Source organism: Geobacillus sp. G4 (genome assembly GCF_040327975.1).
Classification (GTDB): Bacteria; Bacillota; Bacilli; order Bacillales; family Anoxybacillaceae; genus Geobacillus; species Geobacillus thermoleovorans.
This window is the reverse complement of sequence record NZ_JBEPJY010000002.1, coordinates 97,528-124,471: the sequence shown is the minus strand read 5'-3', so window position 1 is coordinate 124,471 and position 26,944 is coordinate 97,528. Positions and strand designations below refer to the sequence as shown.

Here is a 26,944-nt window from a genome sequence, read left to right as displayed (position 1 = left end):
CGCCGGCGCGGACAAGCCGCCAGCTTATACAGTTTTTCGAAGGAGGGGTCAACCGTGGTGCGAACATATGATGAAGCGGTCGCTTGGATTCACGGGCGGCTGCGGCTTGGCATGAAACCGGGATTGAAACGGATGGAATGGATGATGGAGAAACTCGGGCATCCGGAACGCCGCGTCCGTGCCGTCCATATCGGGGGAACGAACGGCAAAGGGTCGACGGTCGCCTATTTGCGTTCGATCTTGCAGGCGGCAGGGTATTCGGTCGGGACGTTCACCTCGCCGTATGTTGAGCAGTTTAACGAACGGATCAGCATCAACGGCGAACCGATCAGCGATGAAGAGATTGTAGAGCTCGTGCAGACGATCAAACCGCTGGCGGATGAATTGGAACGAACAGAGCTCGGCGGGCCGACCGAATTTGAAGTGATCACAGCGATGATGCTGTATTATTTCGGCAAAAAACACATTCAAGACATCGTGCTCATTGAAGTCGGCCTCGGCGGACGCTTGGACTCGACGAACGTCATTTATCCGCTCGTTTCCGTCATTACGAACGTCAGCTACGACCATATGAACATTTTAGGCGATACACTCGCGCAAATCGCCGCGGAAAAAGCGGGGATCATTAAATCAGGGGTTCCGCTTGTGACAGCAGTGAACGAGCCTGAGGCGTGGGACGTGATCGCCAAGACGGCGGCGGAGCGGAAGGCGAAAACGTATCGGATCGGCGTTGATTTTACCGTTTCTGACCGGCAGGCGACGGCCGAAGGGGAACAGTTTTCCGTCACGACTCCATTTGCCGAATATAGCGGTTTGCGCATTTCCATGCCGGGCGCCCATCAAGTCGAAAATGCCGCTGTGGCGGTGATGACGGCAGAACTATTGCGGCTTGGCTATTCATTTTTGATCGATCCGGAGCATATCACCGACGGGCTCGCAACGGCCACTTGGCCCGGCCGGTTTGAGCGGATGAGCGACAATCCTCTCATCATCCTTGACGGCGCCCATAACGAGGCCGGCATCCACGCGCTTGTGGAGACGGTGCGCGCCCATTATCCCGACAAACGCGTCCATGTTTTGTTTGCCGCATTAGCGGACAAGCCGCTCGAGCGGATGATTCGGCTGCTTGATGATCTGGCGGCAACGATGACGTTTACAACGTTCGATTTTCCGCGCGCGGCGTTGGCGGAAGCGCTTGCTGCCCTTTCGTCTCACCTGCATAAGGCGGCGACAGATGATTGGACAGGCTGGCTCATCGAGAAGAAAAAACGAATGGGAAACGACGAGCTGTTGCTTGTCACTGGATCGCTTTACTTTATATCTGAAGTGCGAAAACTTCTAAAAAAATAATGCCAAGTGATGAAAAGGATTGATATAATGGAAGAAAGATAGTCCTTTTGGCTCGGGAGGGGAGGCATATGCAACGGTGGCGCGGCTGGTTGTTATGGGGGATGTTGCTATGGCTGATGGTGAGTGTATGGCCGGTGAAGGCGGGTGTCGCTTACGCAGGCCAACCGGAAGGGGCTATCACGTTTGTTTCCGATGAGAAAATTGAAGGATGGGCGACCGCACCAGGGGACGGCAACGGGCAAGGGAACAGCATTCGCTACTTTATGATTCGCATTCAGCTGAAGGAACAAAACGGCACGGCAGTCAGCTACCGAGCCGAAGCGGTGGAAGCGCCGGCGGACCGAAACGGTGAGAAAAAGTATACGTTTTCTCTTGATATGCGCGGCAAGTGGCCGTCGGCTCCGGGAACGACGGCGACTTACCAAATCACTGTCGATGCTTATCGCGTGTTGGGAAATGGAAAAGAGGATGTGTATTTTTCATTCCCACAGGCGCCTTATCAATATACGAGGCAAACTGAGGTGAGCACGGCTAAATTGGATTTTTCCCTCTCGTTTTCACAGCCGGAATACGCCAAGCCGCCAAACGGCGATGCCCAAGGCCGGCTCGATGTGACGCTGGTTCCACAAGGCGCTGTTTCAGGACTCATCCGTCCACCCATCGACGTCGTGTTTGTCATGGACGTGTCAGGCTCAATGACATCGACAAAATTGCAAAGCGCGAAATCCGCTTTGCAAGCGGCGGTCAACTACTTTAAGTCCAATTACAATCAAAATGACCGTTTTGCTTTGATCCCCTTCTCCGATGGGGTGCGGGAAACAAGCGTCGTTCCGTTCGGGAAGTACTCGAATGTCCTAAGCCAGCTTGATGCCATTCTCAATGTCGGCAACAGCTTGACCGCCAGCGGCGGGACGAATTACTCGGCGGCATTGTCTCTAGCCCAGTCCTATTTCACTGATCCGACGCGCAAAAAATACATTATTTTCTTAACCGATGGCATGCCGACCGTGTTGAATACAACCGATTCCATTACGTATCGGGAGGTCAAGCCAAAATTTTTTGGCGGATACCAGTATACAGGAAATAAAATCACCGATTCTCTTCCTGTCACTTACGAACTGTACAGCGACGGCCGGACTGCTGGCATCCGTTTTACCGACAACAAAGGGTATTCCCGCCAATTTTACAGCGATGGGCAAGATTATGTCAATGGATGGCGAGTGTCTTGGGATAACGGTTATCCATTCACCTACAGCGGCATCGAAACGAAAATTCGAGCCAATGCCATAGCGGTGGCGAAGACGCTTGGGATGAACAATATTACTTTATATTCGATTGGCTTTGGCAGCAACGGTGAAGTCGATTTAGATTATTTACAGACGCTGTCCGCGACTGCTGGCGGCGAAGCGCGGCAAGGAACAACGCAAAATTTGACCGCTTTGTTCCAACAGTTTTCCCAGCTCGCCACCACGCCGGCGATCACAGGAACGATCCGCATCCCGCTTTCGTCGTTTGGAGGCAATGTCGCCATCGCAGAAAATGGCCAAGTATGGCTTGATGACGCGAAACAAAACGCCTATATTTCGTTTTCGATTCCGTATCAAGCCGGCCAAGGCACTCCCGCGCCGGTGACGATTCCGATTCCCGTATCGTTTAAAGCGAAAGGAACGTATACGTTCAACGCGGAGTTGACGTATCGAGATGTGTATGGACAACTGCAGCCATCGATAACAAAAACTGTGACGGTCACCGTCAAAGACGAAGCGCCGCCATCATTTACAGGCACGGTGAAATTGCAAGGATTGACCAATGAGATCAACAGCTTAATCAAGCGCGGCGCCACCGATGGCAACGACAATCGCTTCCGGGCGACGTATTCGCTGTCGCTTGTCGGCTATGTCGGCAATGCGACGGGAACGATCAGTAATGTGAAAATTCTTCAGCCGCTGCCGGACGGCATCTCCGTTATTCCGGATGGAACGGTGTCGACGTATGTGCAAAACGGTGTGCATTATGCGCAATGGTCGTTTGCCAACCAAACGTTTGACTACAGCCAGCTCAACAAACTGACCTTGACAGCGCAATGGGTGATGCAAGCTGATTTTGCCATGAACAATGTTCAATTGCCGCCTGCGGTCGTGACCTTTACCGACAGCCGCTATGGGGCGCGGACATCGACGCTCGCGCCGCCGACAGAACGAATTGGCATGAAAGTTCGTTTGGATGATTTCCCGAACTTTTACTATGTGGGGGACGCATGGGGTGTGATCAGTAAATATCAATTTTTTGCTGCTTCCGAAGATAGTGTCGGAAGTGCGGAACCGAATTCACACGGATTATTGCCGTTGCCTGTCAAGGCGCTGCAATATGACCCGAATGATGATGGGGTGTTGCTTGTCACATACAGCAACGGCCAGACGGTGCCTGTATACATTAAGCCGCATCTTTCCGTTGTCACGGCCAATGGCGCCGTTCCAAACGGAGCGACGACTTATGAGGCGCCAACCGTGAAAATTACCGGATTGGTGGCTGGTGAAGGGGTGTCGTATCAGTACCAAGTCGTGCGAAACGGTGTGGCGGCCGCTTGGACATCGCTTTCTTCACCGTATGCGATTGCCATTTCCAATGACGGCTCCTATACGGTGACGGTGCAGGCATCAGGGGGATTGACGAGGGGAACAGGCCTAGCGAGCGCGGCATTTACGTATACAAAGCTGATTACAGAATTGAAGCTTGGTTCGTATCAAACGAAGATGAATGTTGGCGAAACGCAAACCATTCCTGTGACCATTTTTCCGAGCGACGCGACGAACCAAACGCTTGCGTGGACATCAAGCGATCCGAATGTCGCATCCGTAGACCAAAACGGCACGGTGACGGCGTTGAAACCGGGAACGGTCACGATCACTGTTCGTTCAACGGATGGAGGGAATTCGTCCGCAACGGCGACGATTACGGTCATCGACCCGTACGTGGCGCTTGAACGGATGGAGTTTCGTCGCCCGATATTGTACATCAAAGTTGGCGAACATCTTGAAGTGGCGCCGCAGCTTCGCTTTATACCGGACAATGCGACAGACCAAACCCTTCGTTCCGTTGAATCGTCTGCGCCAGAGTATGTCAATGTTGTCAATGAAAATGGTACATGGTATTTGGTCGCCGACGATGTCGGCTATGCGTATGTGACGGCGACCGCTAATGCGAGAACGCCGGATGGCAGGCCAATTCAAGCCTCAGTGTGGGTCTTTGTCCAACCGCGTGAAGATGAGGGGGGAAGCGGCAGCAGTGGTGGGCGTTGGTGATGATGGAAAAAGCGGCCTCCTGAATTGGAGAGCCGCTTTTTTTCGTTTGTCCAGGGGATCGAGAGGATGAGAGAGGGAATTTAGCCGTCTTCGTTCACTCAACTTCAAGCCGGTCGGCGACGAGCGAGATTTGATTGACAAACGGCAATCCTGTTCCTTGTTCGACTAACACCCGTGGATTATATTTGACGATCAGACGAGATTGTTGCATGTCAGAGCTTGGAATGAAGTTCCCCGGCTCACCGTCTTTCGGCTCGATCCGGCCGCGAAAGGCGTTGATGACGAGCCCGTTGATGTCTGTATCCGGAGCAGCCGCTCCGTTCCCGCGGGCGAACAACCCGCCTTCAATGTACAAATACGATCCGACAGCATAAATCGTCGCGCTGCTGTCCGTATAAAAATACCCTTTTAAGTTCGGGATTTCATTTGAGTCTTGAAATTCATTGATGCGGGCGATATCGAGCGTGCCTTTGGACAACAACACGAGCCCTTTTCCATCCGCTCCGTCGATATGGCTGTTGTAAATGGTCGTCTTGCCAGTGACGTAAATGCTCGCGTTCAACGCCAAGTTTCCAGTAAGCGTCAAATCACCGAACACGATCAAATTGCCGCGCACAGCCGCTGTTGATTTTGTCGGTCCTTCAATGCGGAGATCGCCATTGACAATGAGCCATTGGTTTTGGCCATTTTGCTGCACGTCAATGTCGCGATAAAGGGTGATCTCCTTCCCTTCTGCGTCCAACCAAAGCGGCTTGTCTTTTGGCATCTGATTGATGGATTGTTCATACGGCGTTTCGTCGTCTGTCACGACCCGAGCCAATTTCCCTTCTTGATAAAGCTCCCGCGCTACATCGAGCGGCGGCTGGTGATCGTTTTCAATGCGCTCGATATACGCTTGTTGGGTTTCAGGCGACAACGGCGAGAGACCGGCCGCTTGAAGCAATTTATCTTTCACGGTGCGCTCGAAATCAGTATCGATGAAATCGTCCGTCTCTTGTTGAATGAGAGGGCCGCCATCGTCCGGCCATCCTGGGAAGAAAAGGCCTTCTTCCATTTGGAAAGCTCGGCCGCCAGTCTTCCAGCAACTGCTCGTTTGCGTGCATGAAAACAGCAGCTTGTCATGAATGTGCCAAATCGAATCGTTCATTGATGCGGGCAGTCCGGCATCGATAGGAGCGATCGTTAACTCGCCGCTTTTTTTCACGTAGTTTGCCGCGTTGCTGATGTAAGCGCTTTGTCCGGCGTATACGTTTCCTTGCTCCACGTAGACGCCGCCGTTTAAGATGACGGTTTCTTTTGATCCGAGCGCGTATTTGAGAAAGCTGGGCGTATTTGTTAAAAAGACGAGCCGTTTGACTTTCCGCTCGCGATGGCCGTCCGTAAACGGTTTGGACAAATCGAGCGCGCGGAGGAACACTTTGTTCGTCGGAATGTTGTACAAGCGATAGGACACGTCTTCCACCTCCACGCCGTAGCGCGCTTTCAGCTTGCCGGCGATCGTATCCGGGCCGGGGGTGTCCTCGTTAATGCCGAGAAATGCATCCCATTGACTGGGGGTGAAAATGTCATGACGAACAAAAAAATCGTCGTCTGAAAGCTCAGCTTTAAGCCCAGCAATTGCTTCATTAAGGGCTGTTTTGGCTTCATGAAACGATTCGATGTTCTCAACGCGCACCGCGGTAAATCGCGCTTGCTGGACGGCGACTGTTAAAATCGTCAAGCCGAGCAAAAAAAAGAGGGTGATCATGAGCATCGTCGTCACCAAACTGTAGCCAGCGGCGTTCAAGCGCAGTCGGTTCATCGCAGCCCCTCCCTTCGCAGACAAAGTTTTGGAATGTAATACTTAAAAACCAAATTCCGTTGTCAATGTAAACGGCGGCACATACAGCCAACCACTCGGGTCGGCGTGTCGACGGTCGGAGACAATGAGACGGATCGTCATGACGCCGCTGCGGCACAGGTTGCCTTCTTTTCGTGCGCAACGGAATGAAAACGATGAAGAGTCGCCCAGCAAAAAGCGGGAAGAGGTGATCGTTTCGCCATTGATCGCGAGCGCGCCGTCTTGGATGGACAGCGTCATCCGCTCGATGCTTTCCGGCTTTTTCTCTTCACGGGAGACAAGCCCGGTGTCCGCATCGGCTTTGAATTCTTGGTTTTTCACAAAGGTGACGGCCGTTAACGGCGTGTTTTCCTCTTGACTTTCCATTCCATCTGGAGAGAGCGTGTACAGCTCGTTCATTATTCGGGCCATGGTGTAGTCCGCTTCGCTGCGCAAGTCGTTTTCGATGCCGATGCGCTCGTAGGCGCGAATGCCGGTTAAAAACACGGTGTAGATAGCGCCGATGATGAGCAAAGAAATGGAAACGGCGGCCAACAGCTCGATCATCGTCATGCCGGCTTCGCTTCTAGCGGATCGTTTCATCGGTGATCACCCCTTCGACCCACGCCGTTTCGTTCGTGCGCTCGCCCCAACGGACGGTGGTGTATAATTTGGTCATGTAGCCGCCGGCGTTTGATTCGGCTGCTTTTTCCGTTTCAGCGCGGATGCGCGCCTGCAGCGGCGCAGGCAAGGAAGCGAATTCCGACGATGAAGTGAATGCATCCCATGCCTCCTTGTCGTATCGGACAAGGTAAACGGAAGCTTCGTAACGGACATTGTTGATTTTCGGGGCGAACTGCGCTTCACATACCGTATGCAGTTGGCTAGATTCACCGGGAAAAAACAGCGCCGCCAACGATTCGTTGCCGCAATCGTCTTTTGTTAGCTCAAGAAACGGTGTTTGATGGTCTTCCATATACTCTTTTAGCCGGGAGAAATCTGCGTTTTTTTCAAAATAGACAGCGACGCCGCGGGCGACGTTGACGGCCACCGTCCGACCTTGGTTGTAAGACGTATGCATCATCGCATTCGTGAAAAAGTAAAACAAACCGATCGCGACGCCCGATAAAAGAGTGATGGCCAGCAACGTTTCGATCAACGTAAATCCTGCTTGACGACTAGGAAGAGGAAAATTGCTTCCCGCCATTTGTCATAACCTTCTTTCAAAATATGTAACTTTATTATACAATATTTTCGAGTCGAACCATGTAGAATTTTAGGATAAGAGAACGAGCAATGGCATATTTGGCGCGTTATTGCCAATGATACGCCGGGAAGGAACGGGTAGGCATGTGGAAAGAGGCGGTTGTTTACGTTGTTGCATTCATAGTGGCGCTGTTGGCTGTTTGGCTGCTGCCGCTTGGATTCAGCCGGGCCGGGGGCGCGGCGGTGGTGGCGGCTGCCTTTTTGGCTGCGGGGCTGGCGCAGTTGGCCGAATCGGTGATTCCGTTATGGCAAATCGCCCTGCTCGTCGGGCTTTTGCTGTTGGCGGGCTCGTATTTGCTTGTTCGTTGGTTCGGTCCGCTTCTTTACCGGTCGGTGGAGACGGAGGAAGCTGGGGAACGGAGAAAGGGAGGATGGAAAGGGAGTGGCGATCGGACGGCAGCGGGCGATAGGTACGGGACGATGGTCCAGAATGCAACGGAAAATCTAGTCGATTCGGCCTGGCCGGCAGCTTTTGGACAAAACGGCGCTTCGAGGGAATTTCAAGGCGTTGACTCGGGTGGGGAGGCGTTGCGATCGCACGTGCAGGAAACCGGTAACACCGCTTCAGGAGCGTCGCCTGCAGCGTCGGAAGCAGCTTCGGGAGAGACGGAGCGGGCACCGAAATCCAGCGAGGAGCCCTGGGAAGAACAGACTGCTTTCTTGCTTCGATCGATGGATGGCATAGAGGAAGCCGCTTCCGATCCCGGAGCGGATCAAACCGAGCCGGAGGAGCTGCTTTCGTTGGATTCGGCCGATGCGGAGCAAAAAATGCGCTCCGTGGACCGAGACGATGCCGAGCAAGAGGAGTTTTTCCCGTTGGATTCGGATCGTGTGGAGCTGGAGAAGTTGTCCGCCTTGGATTTGGATGGAGTAGAGCCGACCGCCATGACGGGTGACGGTGGCGGGCTGAATGTTGGGCCGGCGCGCCGTCTGCGCGATTGGCTCGATGAGCTGCCGGTCTCGATGACGCCAGACATCGAAGCGGTGGTGCTGCAGGCGGGAGCGGCCGCCGACGGCCGCGGCCTGTTGCAGGCGCTTGATCTCAGCCATGAAGAAGAGGATGGGCAACTTTCCGCGTTCATGTCTTCTAGCTCGGCGGGCGTTTCTGCTGCAGAAAACGGGCTGCCTTCCGGCCAGGCAATGCCGCGTGAAGGGGCGCTTTTGGAAGAAGCAATGCCGGGTATTGTCGACTGTTCGCTGCCGGAAACGGACGAGGCTGCCGAACCGCCCCGTCAGGAGGACGCGATGAAAGCAGAGCCTGACAGGCAGGAAGGGCAACGAGCGGAGCATGGCTGGTCGGAAGGCGAACAATCAACCGAGCGCCGCGAGCCGGAAGAAGATGGGCAAACGGAAAGCCGGCGGGAGGAAGAGAGCGAACGGCCAGCGCGAATGATCGGTCCGGAAGTCGTGCAGGCGGTCGTTCTTGAATTGCGCCTCAACCGCCGTCGTTTGGACGCCGCCGATTACGAGCGCTGCCTCCGCCGCTGTTTGGACGCTCCGCTTTCTGACCGCGACTATTACGTATTGGCCCGTTTGTTAATGGAACATTATGTGGTAGAACAACAGTACGGCAAGCTCGCAGCGTGGCTCGATGAGCTCGCTGACCGTTTTCGCGCCTATCCGGCTGTGGCCGAAGAGTTGGCGCTTTGGCGGCAGTTTGCCGCAACACTAAACAGTTGGGGTGAACAAGATGAAAGCTAGCGCGCAAATCATTGGGCTGCCGATCATCAGCATTGCTGACGGTGCACAAATCGGCACGGTGAAAAGTTTGGTGATCAACCCGGACAAAGGGTCGATCGATTTTTTGACTGTGGAACAAGACGATGTGCAACTCAGTTTAAAGGCCATTCCGTTTAAAAAAGTCGTCGGCATAGGCGAGTTTGCCGTGACGGTAGAGCAAGGGCACGATGTAATTGACCTCTCGGAAATTCCGATCGCCAATCAGCTCGTCAATAAGCAAATCCGGATTAAAAATACGAAAGCCATCACGCGAAAAGGGCAGCTGCTCGGCGAAGCCCGCGAGTTTTTCGTCGATGAAGAGTCAGGGGATATTGTCGGCATCGCTCTTCAGCTCGAGAAAGGGGAAGCGGTGCTGCCGGCCTCGGAAGTGTTGACGTACGGCAAAGATATTTTGATTATCAACGACGGAGCGAACGAGTCGCTTCTTGATGACCCGGCGCAGTTGTTGAAGGCAGAGAGCATCGAGCCAACCGGCGGCATGGCGGAAGAGGACGTTTCCGCGCAAATGGAGGCGATGGCCGAAAGCGTGGAAAATGTTGAAGCGCTGCAGTCGCTGAGGGAAAAACAAGTTGCGCTGTTAGCTGGAAAGCGGCTGACAAAAGATATTTATGATGCAGACGGCCGCCTGCTGTTTAAAGCGGGCACTCTGCTTGGCGAAGAGGATGTGCGCAGGGCGCAAGAGGCGGGGCCAAGCGTCATCGTCGATGTCTCGATGAATGTGGAGGCGTAATGGAGGAGGGTCGGCGGTGAAAAAGGCTGCCGCGTGGAAATTGTTTGTTGTCATGGCTGTTTGCACCGTTTATTTTATCGCTTTTTCGCATCTGGGCACCTTCGCCTATGATGTTTTGGCCCCGGATGACGGCCGCCTTGGCCCGGGCACGGCGGTCGGTCCGGTGTCACTCTCCGGCATGACGCCCGAAAGAGCCCGACAGGCGGTTGTCGAGCGGGTGAATGAGTGGCGAGCGACCGCTTCCATTTCTTTGCAGTACCAAGAAAAGCGCATTGACCTGCCGGCGGACGCGTTTGCGTTCCGTCTTGCCGAGAGCACGAAGCGGTTTGTCGACGGGAGGCGCACGCCGCTGTTTGTGATCGCTGATTTAGAAAAATGCTTCCAAGCGGCGGCAGCCATCGTTCCGCCGGCGGCGTTATCGGCGCTTGACATCAAGAAGCTTGGGGCGGATTTAGAGGGACAGGCGGCTCAGCTGCAAAAGCCATCATCTCCGATCGACTTGGCTCGCTACATATCGTTTGCAAACGGCCGGCAACCGGTCGTCAGCGAAGCGGCCGCATCGGCGCCTGACTCTTCGGCCGTCCGCTGGCTGTCTGGCGAGCGGCGCGCGGTGATCAAAGCGAAACAGCTGTTTTCGTTTGGCGATTATATGAAAAAGGTGAAGGCCGATTTGTCCGATGAAGCGGCCGATGCGATCGCTTCAGCGGTGTACCGGGCGGTGCTGGCGACCAATTTCACTGTCGTGGAGCGCTATACGAGCCGTATGTTGCCGGATGGAGTGACGCCCGGTTTTGAGGCGGCCATTAGCGGCGGCCGCGATTTGGAATGGTTCAACCCAAACACGACCGACTACACGCTTCTTCTCCGGCATGATGGACGAAAGGTGCGTGTTGCCATTATCGGGTTGCCGTTTGCCTATCAATATATCATTCGCCTAGGCGAGGCGGAGTCTATCGAACCGCGTGTCATCGTCCGCTATGACGCGCGCCTGGCGCCGGACGAGAAGAGGACGGAACAGATCGGGCGGCCGGGGCTGGTTGTGACGGTGGAACGCGAAGTGCGCGACGGCGCTCGGCTCGTGCGCAAAGAAACGGTGAGCGAAGATTTTTATCCGCCAACGTATACGATTCACGTGCGCGGCCTTGAAGTGCCGGAAAGCAATGTTGGGCAAAGCGGCGACGGAGAAGGCGGAACGATGGAGCCGGCGAATGGGGTGACGGAAAACAACGGAGCGGCGAACCAACCGAATTCGACTACGAAAAACAGCGGCGGGAATATAGAGAGCGGGACCGCGTCAAAGAAAGGCGATGAGGCGAGCAACGGGGAATCGGCCCCCGCCGCTGGCAGTGAAGAGAAGACGGATGCGGGCGGAGGGGAGGAAAAATGAGCAAAAAGCAGGAACGGAAACGGCTTGGTGATTTGCTTGTCGAAGCGGGATTGATCACCGAAAGCCAGCTGGCCGAGGCGCTGTGCGAGAAGGCGCCCGGGCAAAAGCTCGGCGACGCCTTGTTGCAGCGCGGCTACATCACGGAACAGCAGCTGATTGAGGCGCTCGAGTTTCAGCTCGGCATTCCGCACGTCAGTTTGTACCGGTACCCGATCGATCCGAAAGCGACAAACCTCGTGCCGAAAGAGTTTGCCCGCCGCCATATGGTCATGCCGCTCAAGGTGGAAGGCGATCGGCTGCTCGTTGCCATGGCCGATCCAATGGACTTTTTTGCCATCGACGATTTGCGCCTGTCGACCGGGTTTCAAATTGAAACGGCGATCGCTTCAAAAGACGATATTTTGCGGGCGATCAATAAATATTACGACATCGACGAAGCATTTGAGGATTTTTTACAAACGCCGCCGCCTGAGGTGCGCGACGACGAGCGGGCTGCTGAGGACGATTCTCCCATCGTTCGTTTGGTGAACCAAATTTTGCAGCTTGCTGTTGAACAGCGGGCGAGCGACATTCATATCGATCCACAGGAGACGAAAGTGCTCATCCGCTATCGGATCGACGGCCTGCTTCGCACCGAACGCGCGCTGCCGAAACATATGCAAAGCATGTTGACGGCGAGAATTAAAATTTTGGCCAATATGGACATCACCGAACACCGCGTGCCGCAAGACGGGCGGATCAAAATGGACATCGATTTTCATCCGGTCGATTTGCGCGTTTCAACGCTGCCGACCGTATACGGTGAGAAAATCGTCATGCGCGTCCTCGATTTGGGCGCAGCGTTAAACGATATTCATAAACTTGGTTTCAACCCGGTCAATTTAGATCGGTTCATCCGCTTGATCGAGCGGCCGAACGGCATCGTCTTGATCACCGGACCGACCGGTTCGGGGAAATCGTCGACGCTCTATGCGGCGCTCAACCATTTAAACAGCGAGCACGTGAACATTATTACGATTGAAGATCCAGTCGAATATCAGATCGAGGGCGTCAACCAAATTCAAGTCAACCCGAATGTCGGCTTGACGTTCGCCCAAGGGCTCCGCTCGATTTTGCGTCAAGACCCGAACATCATCATGGTTGGGGAGATTCGCGACCGCGAGACGGCGGAAGTGGCGATCCGCGCTTCGCTCACCGGTCATTTAGTGTTGAGCACGCTCCATACGAACGATGCATTAAGCACGATCACCCGCCTGATCGATATGGGGATTGAGCCGTTTTTAGTGGCCACATCGCTCGCCGGCGTTGTCTCGCAGCGGCTTGTGCGCCGCGTCTGCCGCGACTGCCAAGAGGTGTATGAGCCGACGAAGCGGGAGCGGGACATTTTCGCCCGCCGCGGCATTGAGGTTCATCAACTTGTCCGCGGCCGCGGCTGCCCGATGTGCAACATGACCGGTTACCGCGGACGGCTGGCGATTCACGAGCTGCTTGTTGTCACTGATGAGATGCGGCGCGTCATTTTAAACAACGAGCCGTTTTCGAAATTGCGCGAGCTTGCCCTGCAAAACAAAATGATTTTTTTGCTGGATGATGGGCTGTTGAAAGTGAAGCAAGGGTTGACCACGCTTGAAGAAGTGCTGAAAGTGGCCATTTTGCATTGATGGGTGAGATGGATGAAGGAAAAGCTTGAGGCGTTATTGCGCGCGGCCTTTGAATGCCGCGCTTCCGACGTGCATTTAACCGTCGGCGCGCCGCCGATTTTTCGCGTGAACGGGGAGTTGAGAGCTTACGGCCATGAGCGCCTGCACCCGGAGGAAACAGAGCAAATGGCGCGATCCATCATTCCGGCGCCGCTTTGGCAGCAGTTTCAGGAAACCGGAGAGCTTGATTTTTCGTATGGCATTGCCGGCGTTTCCCGCTTTCGCTTAAACGTGTTTAAACAGCGGTCATGCGTGTCGCTCGCCGTGCGCCTCATCCCGGTGCGCATCCCGACGCTGGAGGAGCTTGGCCTGCCGGATGTCTTAAAGCGCATCGCCGAAAAGCCGCACGGACTCGTGCTTGTCACCGGACCGACCGGCAGCGGCAAATCGACGACATTGGCGGCGATGATCGACTATATGAACAAAACGATGTCGAAACATATCATCACGCTGGAAGATCCAATCGAGTATTTGCATAAACACGGGAAATCGATCATCGACCAACGCGAGGTGGGATTCGACACTGGCAGTTTTGCCGCCGGATTGCGCGCTGCGCTTCGTCAAGATCCAGACGTCATTTTAGTCGGGGAAATGCGCGATTTGGAAACAATCCAAACGGCAATCACCGCCGCGGAAACGGGCCATTTAGTGCTTGGCACGCTTCATACGGCGAGCGCGCCGGCGGCGATTGAGCGGATGATTGACGTCTTTCCGCCGGCCCAGCAGGCGCAAATCCGGCTGCAGCTTGCTTCCGTGCTCGTTGCCATCATCGCTCAGCGCTTGTTTCCAAACAGACACAAAACCGGGCGGACGGCAGCGCTGGAAATTTTAGTGAACAATGCGGCCGTCGCCAACTTAATCCGAAACGAAAAAGAACATCAAATCATCAACATTATGCAAACGAGCCGCAGCATCGGCATGCAGACGATGGAAATGAGCGTTAAGGAGCTTGCAGCCGATGGACGCATCGATCCGCTGGCGGCTGAAGTGTATTTGGCGGGGGAGCGTGGGGACGATGGCGCAGTTTAAGTACGAGGGGCGCGACCGAAACGGACGGAAAAAAGCTGGAGTGATCAATGCCGTTTCGCGGCGCGAGGCGGCGGCAAAGCTTCGGGAAAAAGGAATTCGCCCGCTGGCGCTTGCCGAAGTGCCGCCGTCCATATGGAACAAAGAAATTTCGTTTGGCCGCGCCGTCAAACTGCAGCACTTTGTCATCTTTTTGCGCCAGTTCGCAACGCTTGTGCGCGCCGGGGTGACGATCGTCGATTCGATCCGCATTTTGGCGGAGCAAACGGAAAGCAAGCCGCTCGCTAAGACGCTTCTTGACATCGAACAGTCATTGCGCAGCGGGAACCCGCTCTCAGCGGCAGCGGCGAATCATCCGCGCATCTTTCCGCCGCTGTTTGTCAACATGGTGCGCGCCGGTGAAGCGAGCGGGACGCTTGACGAGACGCTTGACCGCTTGGCTGATCATTTTGAAAAAATGCATCGGACGCGGCAAAAAATCGCCTCGGCGCTCGCCTATCCGATTGCTGTTGCCATCATTGCCACCGCGGTCGTTATTTTTTTGCTTGTCGCCGTTGTGCCAACGTTCGTCGAGATGTTCGCCGAGTTTCACGCCGAACTGCCGGCGATTACGAAGTTTGTGCTCAAGGCAAGCAGTGTGATGCAACGGTATTGGTGGGCCGTCGTCCTGCTTTTTGCCGGCGTGTACGCATCGTTTGTGGCTTTTCGGCGGCAAAAGACAACGAAGTACTATTTGGATTATGCCGCCCTGCGGATGCCGATGTTCGGCACGCTCGTGCAAAAAGCGGCGCTCGCCCGCCTGACACGGACGCTCAGCTCGCTTGTTGCAAGCTCGGTGCCGATTTTAGAGGCGCTTTCCATCGCTGGGCGCGTCGTTGAAAATGAAGTGATCGCATCTGTGCTGGCTGAAGCGCGGACCTCCCTCGAGCGCGGGCAATCGCTCTCGGAGCCGCTCCGCCGCCATTGGGCGTTTCCGCCGCTTGTTGCGCAAATGATCACGATCGGCGAACAGACCGGTGCGCTTGACGCCATGCTCGGCAAAGTTGCTGATTTTTACGAAGCGGAAGTCGATGCGGCCACCGACCGGTTGAAATCGCTCATCGAACCGCTCATGATCGTGCTTCTCGCCGGCGTCGTCGGGACGATCGTCACTTCGATCATCGTGCCGATGTATGATATTTTCAACCATATTCAACAATAAAATAAGAATATATTCCTATTTTTCTTCCTATGTTGTAGAATAATAGGGAAAACAGGCTAAAAATGAAAGAAAGGGAGAGTGAACCATGTTCAAACGGGTGTTGAAAAACGAGCGCGGCTTGACGCTCATCGAACTGCTCGCCGTCATCGTCATTTTAGGGATTATCGCGGCGATTGCCATTCCGGCGATCGGGGGGTTGATTGACAATTCGAAAAAAGATGCACACGTTTCCAATGCACAACAAATGATCAACGCAGCGAAAATCGCCGTGACGGCGGATAAGGATTTGATACCGGCGAATGGGAAGTATACACTTGTTACGCTTAAATACTTAGAAGATGAGGGATATTTAGAAACAGTAAAAGACCCGGATGGAGGCACCAATTCGTATAAAAAAGGTCCTACAGGTACAGGTGCACAGCAAATGCAGACAGGCTTGAGTGATGATCCTAAGGCTGATTATTCTTACGTACTTATCAAAAATGATAATAATAAACTAAGTTACTTTGTCAAATTAATTAACAATGAACGGGGGGTACATAATAGTGGGGCAGCTGTCCAAGAACAAGATCTTAAACGCAGTGCAGTTGGGGCTGTCAGGTGAGAGTGGAAGTTAAGAAGATAGCTGAAAATAGAAAAAGCGTTTGATAGGAATTAATATCTATGAATCAAATTGCCCTAACTTTGGTTTTCCTCTACTCCCTCCTCCTCGCCTCGTTCTTTAACGTTGTCGGGCTGCGGGTGCCGGTCGGGGAGTCAATCATCAGGCCGCGGTCGCATTGTCCGGCGTGCGGACGGACGCTATCGGCGGGGGAGCTCATTCCGGTTGTGTCGTATGTCGTGCAGCGCGGGCGGTGCAAAGGGTGCGGGGGGCGCATCTCCCCCCTTTACCCGGCGATGGAATTGGCCACCGCTGCCTTGTTTACGGCCGCGCCGATGTGGGTCGGCTGGGGCGGGCGGCTCGTTGTGGCGTGGACGTTGATCAGCTTGTTTGCCATCATTGTCGTCTCCGACCTTCGCTACATGCTCATCCCCGACCGGGTGCTTTTGGTGTTTGCCGGTTTGTTTTTGGTTGAACGGCTTGTGATCCCGTTTTTGCCGTGGGCCGATATGCTCCTTGGGGCGGCGGTCGGATTTTCGCTTTTATGGCTGATCGCCGTTTTGTCCAAAGGCGGGATGGGGGGCGGCGATGTGAAGCTGTTTGCCGTGCTTGGGTTTGTGCTCGGTTGGAAAATGGTGTTGCTCGCGTTTTTCTTGGCGACGTTGTACGGAACGGTGATCGGGCTTGTCGGCATGGCGTTGGGCCGCGTGCGGCGCGGCAAGCCGATGCCGTTTGCGCCGGCGATCGCACTCGGGGCGTTGACCGCGTTTTTCTTCGGAGAAGCGATCGTGCGCGCGTATATTTCACTCATTATGTAAAGACGGCAGAAAGGAAGCGGAATGAAGATGGCGTTATGGCGGCGAAAGGCGAAACAGGCGAATATCATCATCAAAGATCATGTCCTCCGCTATGTGGAAGCAAAGCCGGGACAGCCGCCCGAGGCGAGGCGATGGGGCGAGCGAGCCTTGCCGCCCGGCATCATTCGCGATGGAAAAATCGCCGATCGGGAAACGTTGGCGATGATTTTGGACGAATGTGTTGACGAATGGAAACTTGACGGGCGGCGTGTCCGCTTTGTCGTTCCCGATCCGTTTGTGATGATCCGCCATTTGCCGCTTCCCGCTCATTTGTCGGACGAGGACATACGCGGCTATTTGTTTATGGAGCTTGGTGAATCGATTCCGCTTCCGTTCGCCGATCCGGTGTTTGACTACGTCGTGGCCGAGAGAACAAACGAGGTGCTGAACGTGCTGTTGTTTGCCGCGCCGGAAGAGGCGGTGGCCGAATATGCGGCGCTCTTGGAAGACGCAGGCCTGCGCCCGGTGGCGGCCGATGTGTCCCCGCTTTGCGCCTATCGCCCGTTTTTTGTTGCCGGACAAGCCGCGGCGGACGACCACATTTTGCTTGTCCAGTTTGACGAATCGGCTGTCAATTTGAGCGTCTTCCACCGCCATTTGCCGCAGTTTATGCGCCATGTGCCGCTTGAGGCGCCCGGGGAGCGAACGATGCCGATCGTTGACCCGTTTGCGGAGGTGTATAAGGAAATCGAGCGGATGATGAGCTTTTATTCGTTTTCCATCCAGCAAGGAAAACAGCAAATTACGCGCCTCTTCCTCACCGGCGACCATCCGCGGCTTGACGATGTGTTTGCCGTTATGTCAGAGCGGCTTGATGTGCCGCCGGAGCGGCTTTCTCGCTCGATTGATCCGTTGCCGGATCGTTATCATCTCGCCTGGGGATTGGCGTTGAAAGAAGGAATGGCTGACCATGATCGTTGACATCAACTTGCTGCCGCGCAAAGAGCCGCGCCGTGCGGCGGGCGCCGTGCTGGCGGCCTTCGCCGTTTTGCTTCTGCTGCTTGGCGCTGGGGGAGGCTACTGGCTGATGGAGCGTGCGAATCAACGGCTCGCGGTGCTTGAAGGGGAGCTTCGGCAAGTGCGCGCTGAGCAGGCGGCGATGGAGACGAAGGGAAAAACGACGGAGCAGCAGCAAGCTGAGCAAGAGCTTGCTAAAGCGGTCGAATGGGCGAACCGTTATCCGCTCAAAACGGTGCCGCTGTTGCGTGCGTTGGCCAAACAACTGCCGGAGCGCGGCTTTATCATGAACTTTTCGTATGCTGGTCAAAAGACGGTGACGATGACAGTGCAGTTTGATGCGGCGGAAGAAGCGGCCTATTATTTAGATCGGCTTGAGGAAGTTCATTTGGTCAAAGCCGTCAAATTGACCGGCATCTCGGCCAGCGGCGAAAGCGGCGGGGCAGAGGGGGAAACGATCGTGCCGCGGTATATCGCGCAATATGAGCTGGAACTTCAGCCGACAGGAAAAGAGGGGGACAACGAATGATGGGCCGTTTTGGAAAATGGCCGCTCGTGTTTACCGGGGTGTTTCTTCTTGCCGCTCTTTTGTTTGCCGCTTTCTATGTTTTTGTGCTCATGCCGCGCTACGAACAAATGGATCGGCTCGAGGCGGTCGTACAAAGCGAGAAAAACGTGTTGGCTGCAATGAAAAAGCAGGCGGCGGGGAATCGAGAAGAAACGGCAGAGAGCCTGGCGGCTTTGCAGAGGAAAGTGCCGGTGCGCCCGTTCGCCGACCAACTGTTGCTGACGTTTCAAAAAGCGGAATATATTTCTGACAGCCGGCTATTGAGCGTCAGCTTCGCTGAAGGGCAAGGAACCGGAGAATCTCCTTCGCAAGGGAACGCGAATGGAGCGGAAAGCAAGGCGTCCGGAGACAAGGCGTTGATTCCTCCAAGCGGCATCCAGTCTATTACCGCCCAATTGACGGTGGAATCTCCCTCCTATTATCAGCTTGAACGGTTTTTAGAGGTGCTTGAGCACTCCGAGCGCATTTTGGCGGTGGAAGGATTGACGTTTACCGGCCCGCCGGAGTTGACGTCCACCGCTGTCGACGTGCAACCGCTCGCCTATTCCATCAATGTCCGCGCCTTTTACGCGCCGCAGCTTGAGAAATGGAAGCAGCTCATTCCCATCCGCGATGTCCCTCCGCCAAGCGGCAAAGACAATCCGCTCGTGGAAATGGCGCCGTCTTCGGGCCGGTAGCGGGGATGGTGGAAGTCCGATATGCTCATTCGCATGAAGCGGGGGATGACCCTCATTGAGCTTTTGGCTGTGTTGGTGATCATCGGCATTGTGGCGATGATCGTCGGTCTTGCCATGTGGACGGTGATTGATCGGGCGCGCGAGCGGGCGTTTGTTTCGGATGCTTATGGCTTGTATGAAGCGGCGCGGCTGTATGTCGGCGCCGAGAAAGTGGAATTTTTGCCAGCCCGTTCTTCTGCCATATTGTCGTATGGAGAATTGGTGGGCAACGGTTTGCTGGATCCAATCGAAGATCCGTTTACCGGAAATGTATTGCCGCCGGAAACGAATCCATCGTACGTGCTTGCCACGAAGCGGGAAGACGGCGGGATCGATTACGCCGTTTGCTTGAAAGGCGAGACAAAGCAGCTTTGCACCTATGAGGGGCGCGAGCAGCCGATTCCTGTCGAAGCGCTGGGGACCGAGGCGATTCGCAACCGTTGATGTCGGAAAATGAAGAACAGAAGCGGGGACAAGACGACAAATGTCTTGTTCTTTTTTTTTCCGTTTGTGGTAAGATAGGCGAAAGAAATCGAAGCATGAAGAAGGACGGTGGCCAAATGGACAAGCAGCGCATGCGCATTATGGTGAATATCAACGGCAAGCCCCGCCCATTTACCGTGGAGCGTTCGTCGGAAGGACGGCCGTCCGAGGAGTCGGGTGGATATCCGGTGGACAGCCATCTAGGGAAAGGACAGCGAGCAGAAAACGAGGCGGATGACAGCCGCCAAGTGAGCGCGTTTCAAGAAGGCGGGCCATCCGCAGGCAAGCCATCAACAGGCCTGTGGTTTACGGAGGATGGGCAAGTTCGAGAAGATGTTGAAACGACGGGTTGGGAAGAGGCGGCCGCCCTTGAGGCGGATGAACGGGTCATTTCCGTTTCCGAGGCGATGCAACAAAAGAAAAGCGCCAGACGTCGGACATGGCGGCTGCCGGCTCAAGCCAAGTCGCTGCTCGCCGCCGCGTTGGTCGCTGCGTTGGTCGGTATGGCGTTTGGCATGACGGTGCTGCGCATCATTCCGAAGGAAAAATCTGCTTCGTCGCCGGCATCTGAAGCGATGACGGAATTGACAAAGCCTGAAACAGCGGCGGGCGAAGAAGGAAGAGAAAGCGTCGTACGAGCGCCGTTTTCCATTGCGGTCATTCAAGCTGGCGTCTATTCGAATGCGGCGGCGGCCAAGCAGGCGTCCGAATCGATCAAAACAGCAGGCGTGCCGGTCGTCGTCGCGGGGCAAAAACCGGCAGCGCTCTATATCGCCGTCGGCGCGGATAAGGAAACGTTGCGGGCGGTCAACGACCAATACCGCCAAAGGGTGCCAAGCACGTATGTCAAAGAGCTGTCGTTTGCCGCCGAAGCGGCGGCGCGCCGGTCGGAGGCCATCCAAAAAGGGGAGGTTTTGTATGAAAACATGGCAGCGGTCTCCGCGGCTTTGCTTGGCGGCAGGAAAGCAGGAGAAGATGACTGGCAGGCGCTCCAAAAGGCGTATGACGCGTTAGAAAAAAGCAACGCTTCAAGCGACAAAACAGTCGGTCGGTATGTTGAAGCGCTGAAGCAGGCGTATGTCGCCCTTGCCGCATACAAAGAGCGACGGGATGAAGCGCTGTTGGCCAAAGCCCAGCAACAGCTGCTCGAGGCGCTCGCCGCTTATATCGAATTGGTGCCGCTAGGGAGCTAGAAGCCCCGTTTTTTTTTGCCTATTGCATAAGAATTTCCGATTTTTCGTTTCTATATTTATCTCCATACAAGTCGACTATGATATAACGTGGCGAGTGATCGGCTGGATGTAAAACAAAATTTCAACTTATATAGATGGCAACGAAAACGTTTCACATATCCTTGACGGAAAAGACGTTTGTCCATTTTTCGACTGTCGAAGGCAAGCCTGTGGCTTGGAAGCCCGAACAACCACCCGCTTCACAGACCCATACATGGGTCTGAAAGCGGCGTTGTTCGGTCGCCCGACAGTCGATCAAATGCCTAGTAAAATTTGCAAATGTTCATGCTTCAAATTGCATCTATACAGAAAATTGCCTTTCACCGCAAAATTTGCTACGATACAAGTGAATCTTCCGAACCGAAACGAGCGAAAGGAGAATGAGCGATGCCTCCACGGTTCGTGCTTGCATCCCGCTCCCCTCGACGAAGGCAGATCCTCGAGCTGGCCGGCTGGCCGTTTGATGTGCAGGAAAGCCATGCCGATGAGACGATTCCCCCCGGAACGCCCCCTGATGAAGCGGTTCAACTTCTTGCCCGCCGGAAAGTGGAGGCGGTGATGTCCTCTTTTCCCGACGCGTATGTTCTTGGCGCTGATACGATCGTTGTGTGCGATGGCCGCTTGTTAGGGAAGCCGCGCACGGAAGAAGAAGCATTCGCCATGCTGCGTCAGTTGTCCGGGCGGACGCATGACGTATGGACCGGTGTCGCCATCGCACTCCCTCAAGGGTCCATCACCTCGTTTGCGGAAAAAACAGCGGTGACGTTTTGGGAGCTCGATGACGAGGAAATCGCCGCCTATATTGCGACCGGGGAGCCGATGGACAAGGCGGGGGCGTATGGCATCCAAGGCCGCGCTGCCCTGTTTGTCAAACGGATCGAAGGCGACTATTTGACGGTCGTCGGCCTGCCGCTGTCGCGGACGGTGAGGGAATTGCGCCGGCTCGGGTGGCCGCCGGCATAGATCAAAGCAAAAGCGGCCGCCGTCTGGCACTTTTTGGCAAAAGAACGCCCCCGCAAACGGATTCTGCTGTCGTACCGAGGGGCGGTTCAAGCCTCTCCATCTTTCGATGAAGCAAAACAAAAAAGGGGGAGTATGATGGCGTGGATGATCCGCGATGTTCCGAAAGACAGCCGGCCGCGTGAACGGCTGCTGTCATCAGGGCCGGAAAGTTTATCCGACCATGAACTGATCGCCATTTTGTTGCGCACGGGCACGAAGGAGGAGTCGGTCGTGCAGCTCGCCCAGCGTCTCCTTCGCCATTTTGAGGGGCTGAGACCGCTCAAAGACGCAACGGTCGAAGAAATGACAAACATCAAAGGGATCGGGCCGACGAAAGCCGTGCAAATTTTGGCGGCGTTGGAGCTCGGCCGACGCATCCACCAGTCCGGCTGCGCCGACCGCTATGTGATTCGCTGCCCGGAAGACGGAGCGAAATACGTCATGGAAGATATGCGCTTTTTATCGCAAGAACATTTTGTCGCCATTTATTTAAATACGAAAAATCAAGTCATCTACCGCAAAACGGTGTTCATCGGCAGTTTAAACGCCTCGATTGTCCATCCGCGCGAAGTGTTTAAAGAGGCGATCAAACGTTCCGCCGCCTCCGTCATTTGTGTGCATAACCACCCTTCTGGCGATCCGACTCCAAGCCGCGAAGACATCGATGTGACGAAACGGCTCGCGGAATGCGGCCGCATCATCGGCATCGAGCTCTTGGATCACCTCATCATCGGCGATCAAAAATTCGTCAGTTTGAAAGAAAAAGGCTACGTCTAGCGGTTCTCATTTTTTGTCGAATCAGTTATAATATCAACTATGGGTTTTTCCGAATCCGTTCGGGCGGTGTTGTACAATTTATAAATGACTTGACATCCGATTCATGTTGTCAATAGAAAATCATATGCATTTCGTTTCGGAAAGGAAGATCGATCATATGTTTGGAATTGGGACGAAAGATCTCGGGATTGATTTAGGAACAGCGAATACGCTCGTTTATGTGAAGGGAAAAGGGATCGTTTTGCGCGAGCCGTCGGTTGTCGCCATTCAGCGCGACACGAAGCAAATCGTCGCCGTCGGCAATGAAGCGAAAAACATGATCGGGCGCACGCCGGGCAACATCGTGGCGCTTCGTCCGATGAAAGACGGCGTCATCGCTGATTATGAAACGACGGCGACGATGATGAAATATTTCATTCGCAAGGCCGTCAAAACGAAAGGGTTGTTTGCCAGCAAGCCGTATGTGATGGTATGCGTGCCGTACGGCATCACGGCCGTAGAGGAGCGCGCGGTCATCGATGCGACGCGCCAGGCTGGAGCACGCGATGCCTATACGATTGAAGAACCATTTGCGGCCGCGATCGGCGCCAATTTGCCGGTGTGGGAGCCGACCGGGAGCATGGTCGTCGACATCGGCGGCGGTACGACTGAAGTGGCCGTGATTTCGCTCGGCGGCATCGTGACGAGCCAGTCGATCCGCATCGCCGGCGATGAAATGGATGAGGCGATCATTCAATACATCCGAAAAACGTACAATTTGATGATCGGAGAACGGACGGCGGAGGCGATTAAAGTCGAGATCGGCTCAGCCGGAAATCCGGAAGGAATCGGAAACATGGAAATTCGCGGCCGCGACTTGCTCACTGGGCTGCCAAAAACGATCGAAATCAGCGCCGAAGAAGTGGCTGAGGCGCTGCACGATACGGTCTATGCGATCGTCGAGTCGGTGAAAAACACGCTCGAAAAAACACCGCCGGAGCTGGCGGCTGACATTATGGACCGCGGCATCGTGCTGACAGGCGGCGGCGCTTTGTTGCGCAACTTGGACAAGGTCATCAGCAAAGAGACGGACATGCCGGTCATCGTCGCGGAAAATCCGCTTGATTGCGTGGCCATTGGCACCGGGAAAGCGCTCGACCACATCGACTTGTTTAAAAACAAGGCGAGAGACCATCGCTGACGGTAAGAAGGTGTGACGCATGCCACAGCTTTTTGGGAATAAGCGTCTCATTTTTTTGCTCGTCAGCATCGTCATCCTTGTCATGTTGATCGGCTTTTCCTTGCGCAGCCGCGAAGAGTTGACGTGGCCGGAGCAGTTTGTAAAAGATACGGTCGGTTTTGTTCAGCTTCTGTTTGGGAAGCCCGCCGAGGAGATCGCGGGCTTCTTTGAAAATGTGAGCGATCTTCGCCGTACATATAAGGAAAACGAACTGCTGAAGGCAAGACTTGAGGAATATGCGGCGCTTGAGACCGAGGTCGAGGCGCTGCGGCAAGAAAACGAACGGCTGCGCGCGTTGCTCGATAAAAAAGAGAGCTTGCGTGATTTTGTTTCGATTCAGGCGACGGTGATCGGGCGGAACCCGGATCGTTGGCGGGAAACGATCATCATCAACAAAGGCGAGCAACACGGCGTGAAAAAAGATATGGCCGTCATCACCCCAGCGGGGCTTGTCGGCAAGGTGCAGCACGCTTCCCAATTTACGTCCACTGTGCAGCTGTTAAGCGCGCTTGACCAAAACAACCGCATTTCCGCTTATATCCAAGGAAAGGAAAACGTGTTTGGGTTGATCGAAGGCTACGATGAGAAGCGGCGCGAGTTGCTGCTCGGAGAAATTCCGATTGACGCCAAAGTGGAAAAAAGGCAAAAAGTGTTGACTTCCGGCCTTGGCGGCGTGTTTCCGAAAGGGCTGCCGATCGGTGAGGTGACTGAAGTCAAGCCGGACCAATACGGATTGACGAAAGTCGTCTATGTCAAGCCGTTTGCCAACTTGTATGATATTGACGACGTCATGATTGTGAAACGAACCATCGATGCAGCACTGCAGGAAAAGGAGGAGGCAAAGTGAACAAGTGGCGTCTCCCTTTCCTTGCGGTGTTATGTTTTGTGAGTGAGAGCCTTTTTGTTGATATATGGCCAAAAGGCGACTTGTATGTCCACTATTTTTTTGTTCCCCGGTTTTTTCTTGTTTTTCTCGTGTTCACAGCGATGCATTTCGGCGGGACGCGGGCGATGGGGTACGGGTTCATCTTCGGGTTTCTGTATGACTGCGTCTACACAGAGCTGCTCGGTGTTTATGCGTTTGCTTATACGCTTATTGCCTACTTGGCGGGCAAAGCGATGAAATGGTTCCACCAAAACTGGTTCGTTGCATCGCTCTTGTCGCTGCTTTCCATTATGCTGCTTGACAGTTATGTCTACGGCATCCAGCTGTTGATCGGGCGGACCGATTGGTCGTTTTCTGTTTTTTGGGACCGCCGTCTATGGCCGACGCTGCTTCTGAACGTCGCGTTTTTGCTCGTCTTTTCGTACCCGCTCGAACGGCGATTGGCAAAAATTCGCCGGTTTGAGCAGGAAGAATAAAAGAGGAAAAACGGCCCGTTTTGTAGAATTATTCGTTGGGGTGAACGTTGTGGCGAAACAAAAGCAGCAGTACGTGACGATTAAAGGGACGAAAGATGGGCTGACGCTGCATCTCGATGACCGCTGCTCGTATGACGATTTATTGAAAGAAATCGAGGAGCGGCTTGTCAAACAAGCTGGCGTCGCGCCAGACAGCCCCCTTGTCTCTGTTCATCTGAAAATTGGGAACCGCTATTTGACGCCTGCCCAAGAGGAAGAGGTGCGTGCGCTCATCCGCCGTTCAAAAAATTTGGTCGTCGATTCGATCGAAAGCAATGTCATGTCGAAAGCAGAAGCGATAGAATGGATGAGAAAAACGGAAATTGTGCCCGTTTCGCGCATTGTCCGTTCGGGACAAGTGCTTCATGTCGAAGGGGATTTGCTGCTGATCGGCGACGTGAACCCTGGCGGAACGGTCATTGCCGGAGGCAACATTTTCATTCTCGGCGCCCTGCGCGGCATCGCCCATGCCGGGTATGCCGGCAATAAACAGGCGATCATCGCTGCATCGGTCATGAAACCGATGCAGCTGCGCATCGGCGACATCATGAGCCGAGCGCCCGATTCGAAAACGGATGAAGGAAATGAAATGGAATGCGCCTATATTGATGAGCATAACCAAATTGTTGTCGACCGCCTTCAGCTGCTTATGCATTTGCGGCCGAATTTGACGCGCTTAGAAAGGAGAATGTGACCGTGGGAGAAGCGATCGTCATCACTTCCGGAAAAGGCGGCGTCGGCAAAACGACGACGACCGCGAACCTTGGGACGGCCCTCGCCATTCTAGGGAAGCGGGTGTGCCTTGTCGACACCGACATCGGGCTGCGCAACCTCGATGTCGTGCTTGGGCTTGAGAACCGAATTATTTATGATTTGGTCGATGTCGTGGAGGGGCGTTGCACGGTGCAGAAGGCGCTTGTGAAAGACAAGCGGTTCGATAACCATTTGTATTTGTTGCCGGCCGCGCAAACGAGCGATAAGTCGGCGGTCAACCCCGCGCAAATGAAACAGCTCATTGAGGAGCTGAAACAGGAATACGATTATGTGCTCATCGACTGTCCGGCTGGAATCGAACAAGGCTATCGCAACGCTGTCGCCGGCGCGAACGAAGCGATCGTCGTCACGACGCCGGAAGTGTCGGCGGTCCGCGACGCCGACCGCATCATCGGCTTGCTTGAAGCGGAGGAGCACGTCAAACCGCCGCGCCTCATCATCAACCGCATTCGCAGCCATATGGTGAAAAACGGCGATATGTTGGATGTCGACGAAATCATCTCGCATTTATCGATCGAGTTGCTCGGCATTATCGCCGACGATGAAAACGTGATCAAAGCGTCGAACCGCGGCGAGCCGATTGTGCTGGACCCAAACAGCAAAGCGTCGATCGCCTTCCGCAACATTGCCCGCCGCATCCTCGGCGAGTCGGTGCCGCTGCCGCCGCTTGAGGAAGAGGAGAAGGGGCTGTTTTCAAAGATTCGGAAAATATTTAGTTTGAAATAATAGAGTTGGCGCAAGAAGGCCGTTGAATGGGCCTTCTTTTTTTATTCATAATTGTTGTGCTGTTTGGAATTCCTGATCTGTAACAACGGAAGCAGATGGTATCGATCGGT

The 26,944-nt window shown here is 54.5% G+C and carries 25 protein-coding genes; 22 read left to right on the top strand and 3 right to left on the bottom strand.

The window, feature by feature from the left end:
* Positions 1-54: 54 nt before the first annotated feature.
* Entirely contained in the window at positions 55-1,350 is a 1,296-nt protein-coding gene (locus tag ABS784_RS02900; RefSeq protein WP_352511401.1) for a bifunctional folylpolyglutamate synthase/dihydrofolate synthase, read from the top strand.
* A gap of 68 nt (positions 1,351-1,418) precedes the next feature.
* Complete coding sequence (locus tag ABS784_RS02895) at positions 1,419-4,652, top strand: VWA domain-containing protein (RefSeq protein WP_352511399.1); 3,234 nt, start codon at positions 1,419-1,421, stop codon at positions 4,650-4,652.
* A gap of 94 nt (positions 4,653-4,746) precedes the next feature.
* On the opposite strand, the gene ABS784_RS02890 is transcribed toward ABS784_RS02895, so the two are convergent.
* From ABS784_RS02890 to ABS784_RS02880, 3 genes are read right to left on the bottom strand one after another with little or no spacing between them, the layout of a single operon-like run.
* On the bottom strand, positions 4,747-6,453 hold the full coding sequence (locus tag ABS784_RS02890) for a hypothetical protein (RefSeq protein WP_023633500.1): 1,707 nt from the start codon (positions 6,451-6,453) through the stop codon (positions 4,747-4,749).
* A 42-nt stretch (positions 6,454-6,495) separates the two neighbouring features.
* On the bottom strand, positions 6,496-7,074 hold the full coding sequence (locus ABS784_RS02885; RefSeq protein WP_014196441.1) for a PilW family protein: 579 nt from the start codon (positions 7,072-7,074) through the stop codon (positions 6,496-6,498).
* A complete protein-coding gene (locus ABS784_RS02880) occupies positions 7,058-7,678 on the bottom strand; it encodes a type IV pilus modification PilV family protein (protein WP_014196440.1) in 621 nt (206 codons plus the stop codon). The genes ABS784_RS02885 and ABS784_RS02880 overlap by 17 nt, the downstream gene beginning before the upstream one ends.
* 143 nt (positions 7,679-7,821) lie before the next feature.
* Here ABS784_RS02880 and ABS784_RS02875 point away from each other — a divergent pair, with 143 nt between their 5' ends.
* The 20 genes from ABS784_RS02875 to minD all read left to right on the top strand — a co-directional run bounded on the left by ABS784_RS02875 (position 7,822) and on the right by minD (position 26,834).
* On the top strand, positions 7,822-9,438 hold the full coding sequence (locus ABS784_RS02875; RefSeq protein WP_352511396.1) for a hypothetical protein: 1,617 nt from the start codon (positions 7,822-7,824) through the stop codon (positions 9,436-9,438).
* Complete coding sequence (locus ABS784_RS02870) at positions 9,428-10,207, top strand: PRC-barrel domain-containing protein (RefSeq protein ID WP_015375514.1); 780 nt, start codon at positions 9,428-9,430, stop codon at positions 10,205-10,207. The genes ABS784_RS02875 and ABS784_RS02870 overlap by 11 nt, the downstream gene beginning before the upstream one ends.
* 16 nt (positions 10,208-10,223) lie before the next feature.
* Positions 10,224-11,594, top strand: coding sequence for a G5 domain-containing protein (locus ABS784_RS02865; protein WP_352511394.1), 1,371 nt, complete (start codon positions 10,224-10,226; stop codon positions 11,592-11,594).
* Entirely contained in the window at positions 11,591-13,255 is a 1,665-nt protein-coding gene (locus tag ABS784_RS02860) for a GspE/PulE family protein (protein ID WP_352511392.1), read from the top strand. The genes ABS784_RS02865 and ABS784_RS02860 overlap by 4 nt, the downstream gene beginning before the upstream one ends.
* 12 nt (positions 13,256-13,267) lie before the next feature.
* Entirely contained in the window at positions 13,268-14,323 is a 1,056-nt protein-coding gene (locus ABS784_RS02855) for a type IV pilus twitching motility protein PilT (protein WP_023633504.1), read from the top strand.
* Positions 14,310-15,521, top strand: a complete 1,212-nt coding sequence (locus ABS784_RS02850) for a type II secretion system F family protein (protein WP_014196434.1) — start codon at positions 14,310-14,312, stop codon at positions 15,519-15,521. The genes ABS784_RS02855 and ABS784_RS02850 overlap by 14 nt, the downstream gene beginning before the upstream one ends.
* Before the next feature lie 85 nt (positions 15,522-15,606).
* Complete coding sequence (locus tag ABS784_RS02845; RefSeq protein ID WP_062898839.1) at positions 15,607-16,125, top strand: prepilin-type N-terminal cleavage/methylation domain-containing protein; 519 nt, start codon at positions 15,607-15,609, stop codon at positions 16,123-16,125.
* 59 nt (positions 16,126-16,184) lie between these two features.
* Positions 16,185-16,940 (top strand): prepilin peptidase, encoded by a 756-nt coding sequence (locus ABS784_RS02840; RefSeq protein ID WP_062898838.1) that lies wholly within the window; start codon positions 16,185-16,187, stop codon positions 16,938-16,940.
* A gap of 21 nt (positions 16,941-16,961) precedes the next feature.
* Entirely contained in the window at positions 16,962-17,900 is a 939-nt protein-coding gene (gene pilM, locus ABS784_RS02835) for a type IV pilus biogenesis protein PilM (protein WP_014196431.1), read from the top strand.
* Positions 17,890-18,465 (top strand): fimbrial protein, encoded by a 576-nt coding sequence (locus ABS784_RS02830; RefSeq protein ID WP_352511389.1) that lies wholly within the window; start codon positions 17,890-17,892, stop codon positions 18,463-18,465. Before pilM ends, ABS784_RS02830 begins: the two co-directional genes overlap by 11 nt.
* Complete coding sequence (locus tag ABS784_RS02825) at positions 18,462-19,181, top strand: hypothetical protein (RefSeq protein ID WP_014196429.1); 720 nt, start codon at positions 18,462-18,464, stop codon at positions 19,179-19,181. Before ABS784_RS02830 ends, ABS784_RS02825 begins: the two co-directional genes overlap by 4 nt.
* 21 nt (positions 19,182-19,202) lie before the next feature.
* The gene (locus ABS784_RS02820) at positions 19,203-19,664 is read left to right on the top strand and encodes a type II secretion system protein (protein ID WP_011232097.1); all 462 of its coding nucleotides are present in this window, start codon (positions 19,203-19,205) and stop codon (positions 19,662-19,664) included.
* Positions 19,665-19,780: 116 nt separating this feature from the next.
* Positions 19,781-20,896, top strand: a complete 1,116-nt coding sequence (locus ABS784_RS02815; RefSeq protein ID WP_352511386.1) for a stage II sporulation protein D — start codon at positions 19,781-19,783, stop codon at positions 20,894-20,896.
* A gap of 426 nt (positions 20,897-21,322) precedes the next feature.
* Positions 21,323-21,898 carry a Maf family protein gene (locus ABS784_RS02810; protein ID WP_015375502.1) on the top strand — a complete coding sequence of 192 codons (576 nt, stop codon included), beginning with the start codon at positions 21,323-21,325 and terminating at the stop codon, positions 21,896-21,898.
* A gap of 135 nt (positions 21,899-22,033) precedes the next feature.
* The gene (radC, locus tag ABS784_RS02805; protein ID WP_015375501.1) at positions 22,034-22,714 is read left to right on the top strand and encodes a RadC family protein; all 681 of its coding nucleotides are present in this window, start codon (positions 22,034-22,036) and stop codon (positions 22,712-22,714) included.
* A gap of 157 nt (positions 22,715-22,871) precedes the next feature.
* Positions 22,872-23,894 carry a rod shape-determining protein gene (locus ABS784_RS02800; RefSeq protein WP_011232093.1) on the top strand — a complete coding sequence of 341 codons (1,023 nt, stop codon included), beginning with the start codon at positions 22,872-22,874 and terminating at the stop codon, positions 23,892-23,894.
* Between the two features lie 19 nt (positions 23,895-23,913).
* Positions 23,914-24,780 (top strand): rod shape-determining protein MreC, encoded by an 867-nt coding sequence (gene mreC / locus ABS784_RS02795; protein ID WP_011232092.1) that lies wholly within the window; start codon positions 23,914-23,916, stop codon positions 24,778-24,780.
* Positions 24,777-25,295 (top strand): rod shape-determining protein MreD, encoded by a 519-nt coding sequence (gene mreD / locus ABS784_RS02790; protein ID WP_011232091.1) that lies wholly within the window; start codon positions 24,777-24,779, stop codon positions 25,293-25,295. Before mreC ends, mreD begins: the two co-directional genes overlap by 4 nt.
* Positions 25,296-25,335: 40 nt before the next feature.
* Entirely contained in the window at positions 25,336-26,028 is a 693-nt protein-coding gene (minC, locus tag ABS784_RS02785; protein WP_013144614.1) for a septum site-determining protein MinC, read from the top strand.
* Between the two features lie 2 nt (positions 26,029-26,030).
* Positions 26,031-26,834: a septum site-determining protein MinD gene (minD, locus tag ABS784_RS02780; protein WP_352511382.1), complete on the top strand. Its 804-nt coding sequence runs from the start codon at positions 26,031-26,033 to the stop codon at positions 26,832-26,834.
* Positions 26,835-26,944: the final 110 nt, after the last annotated feature.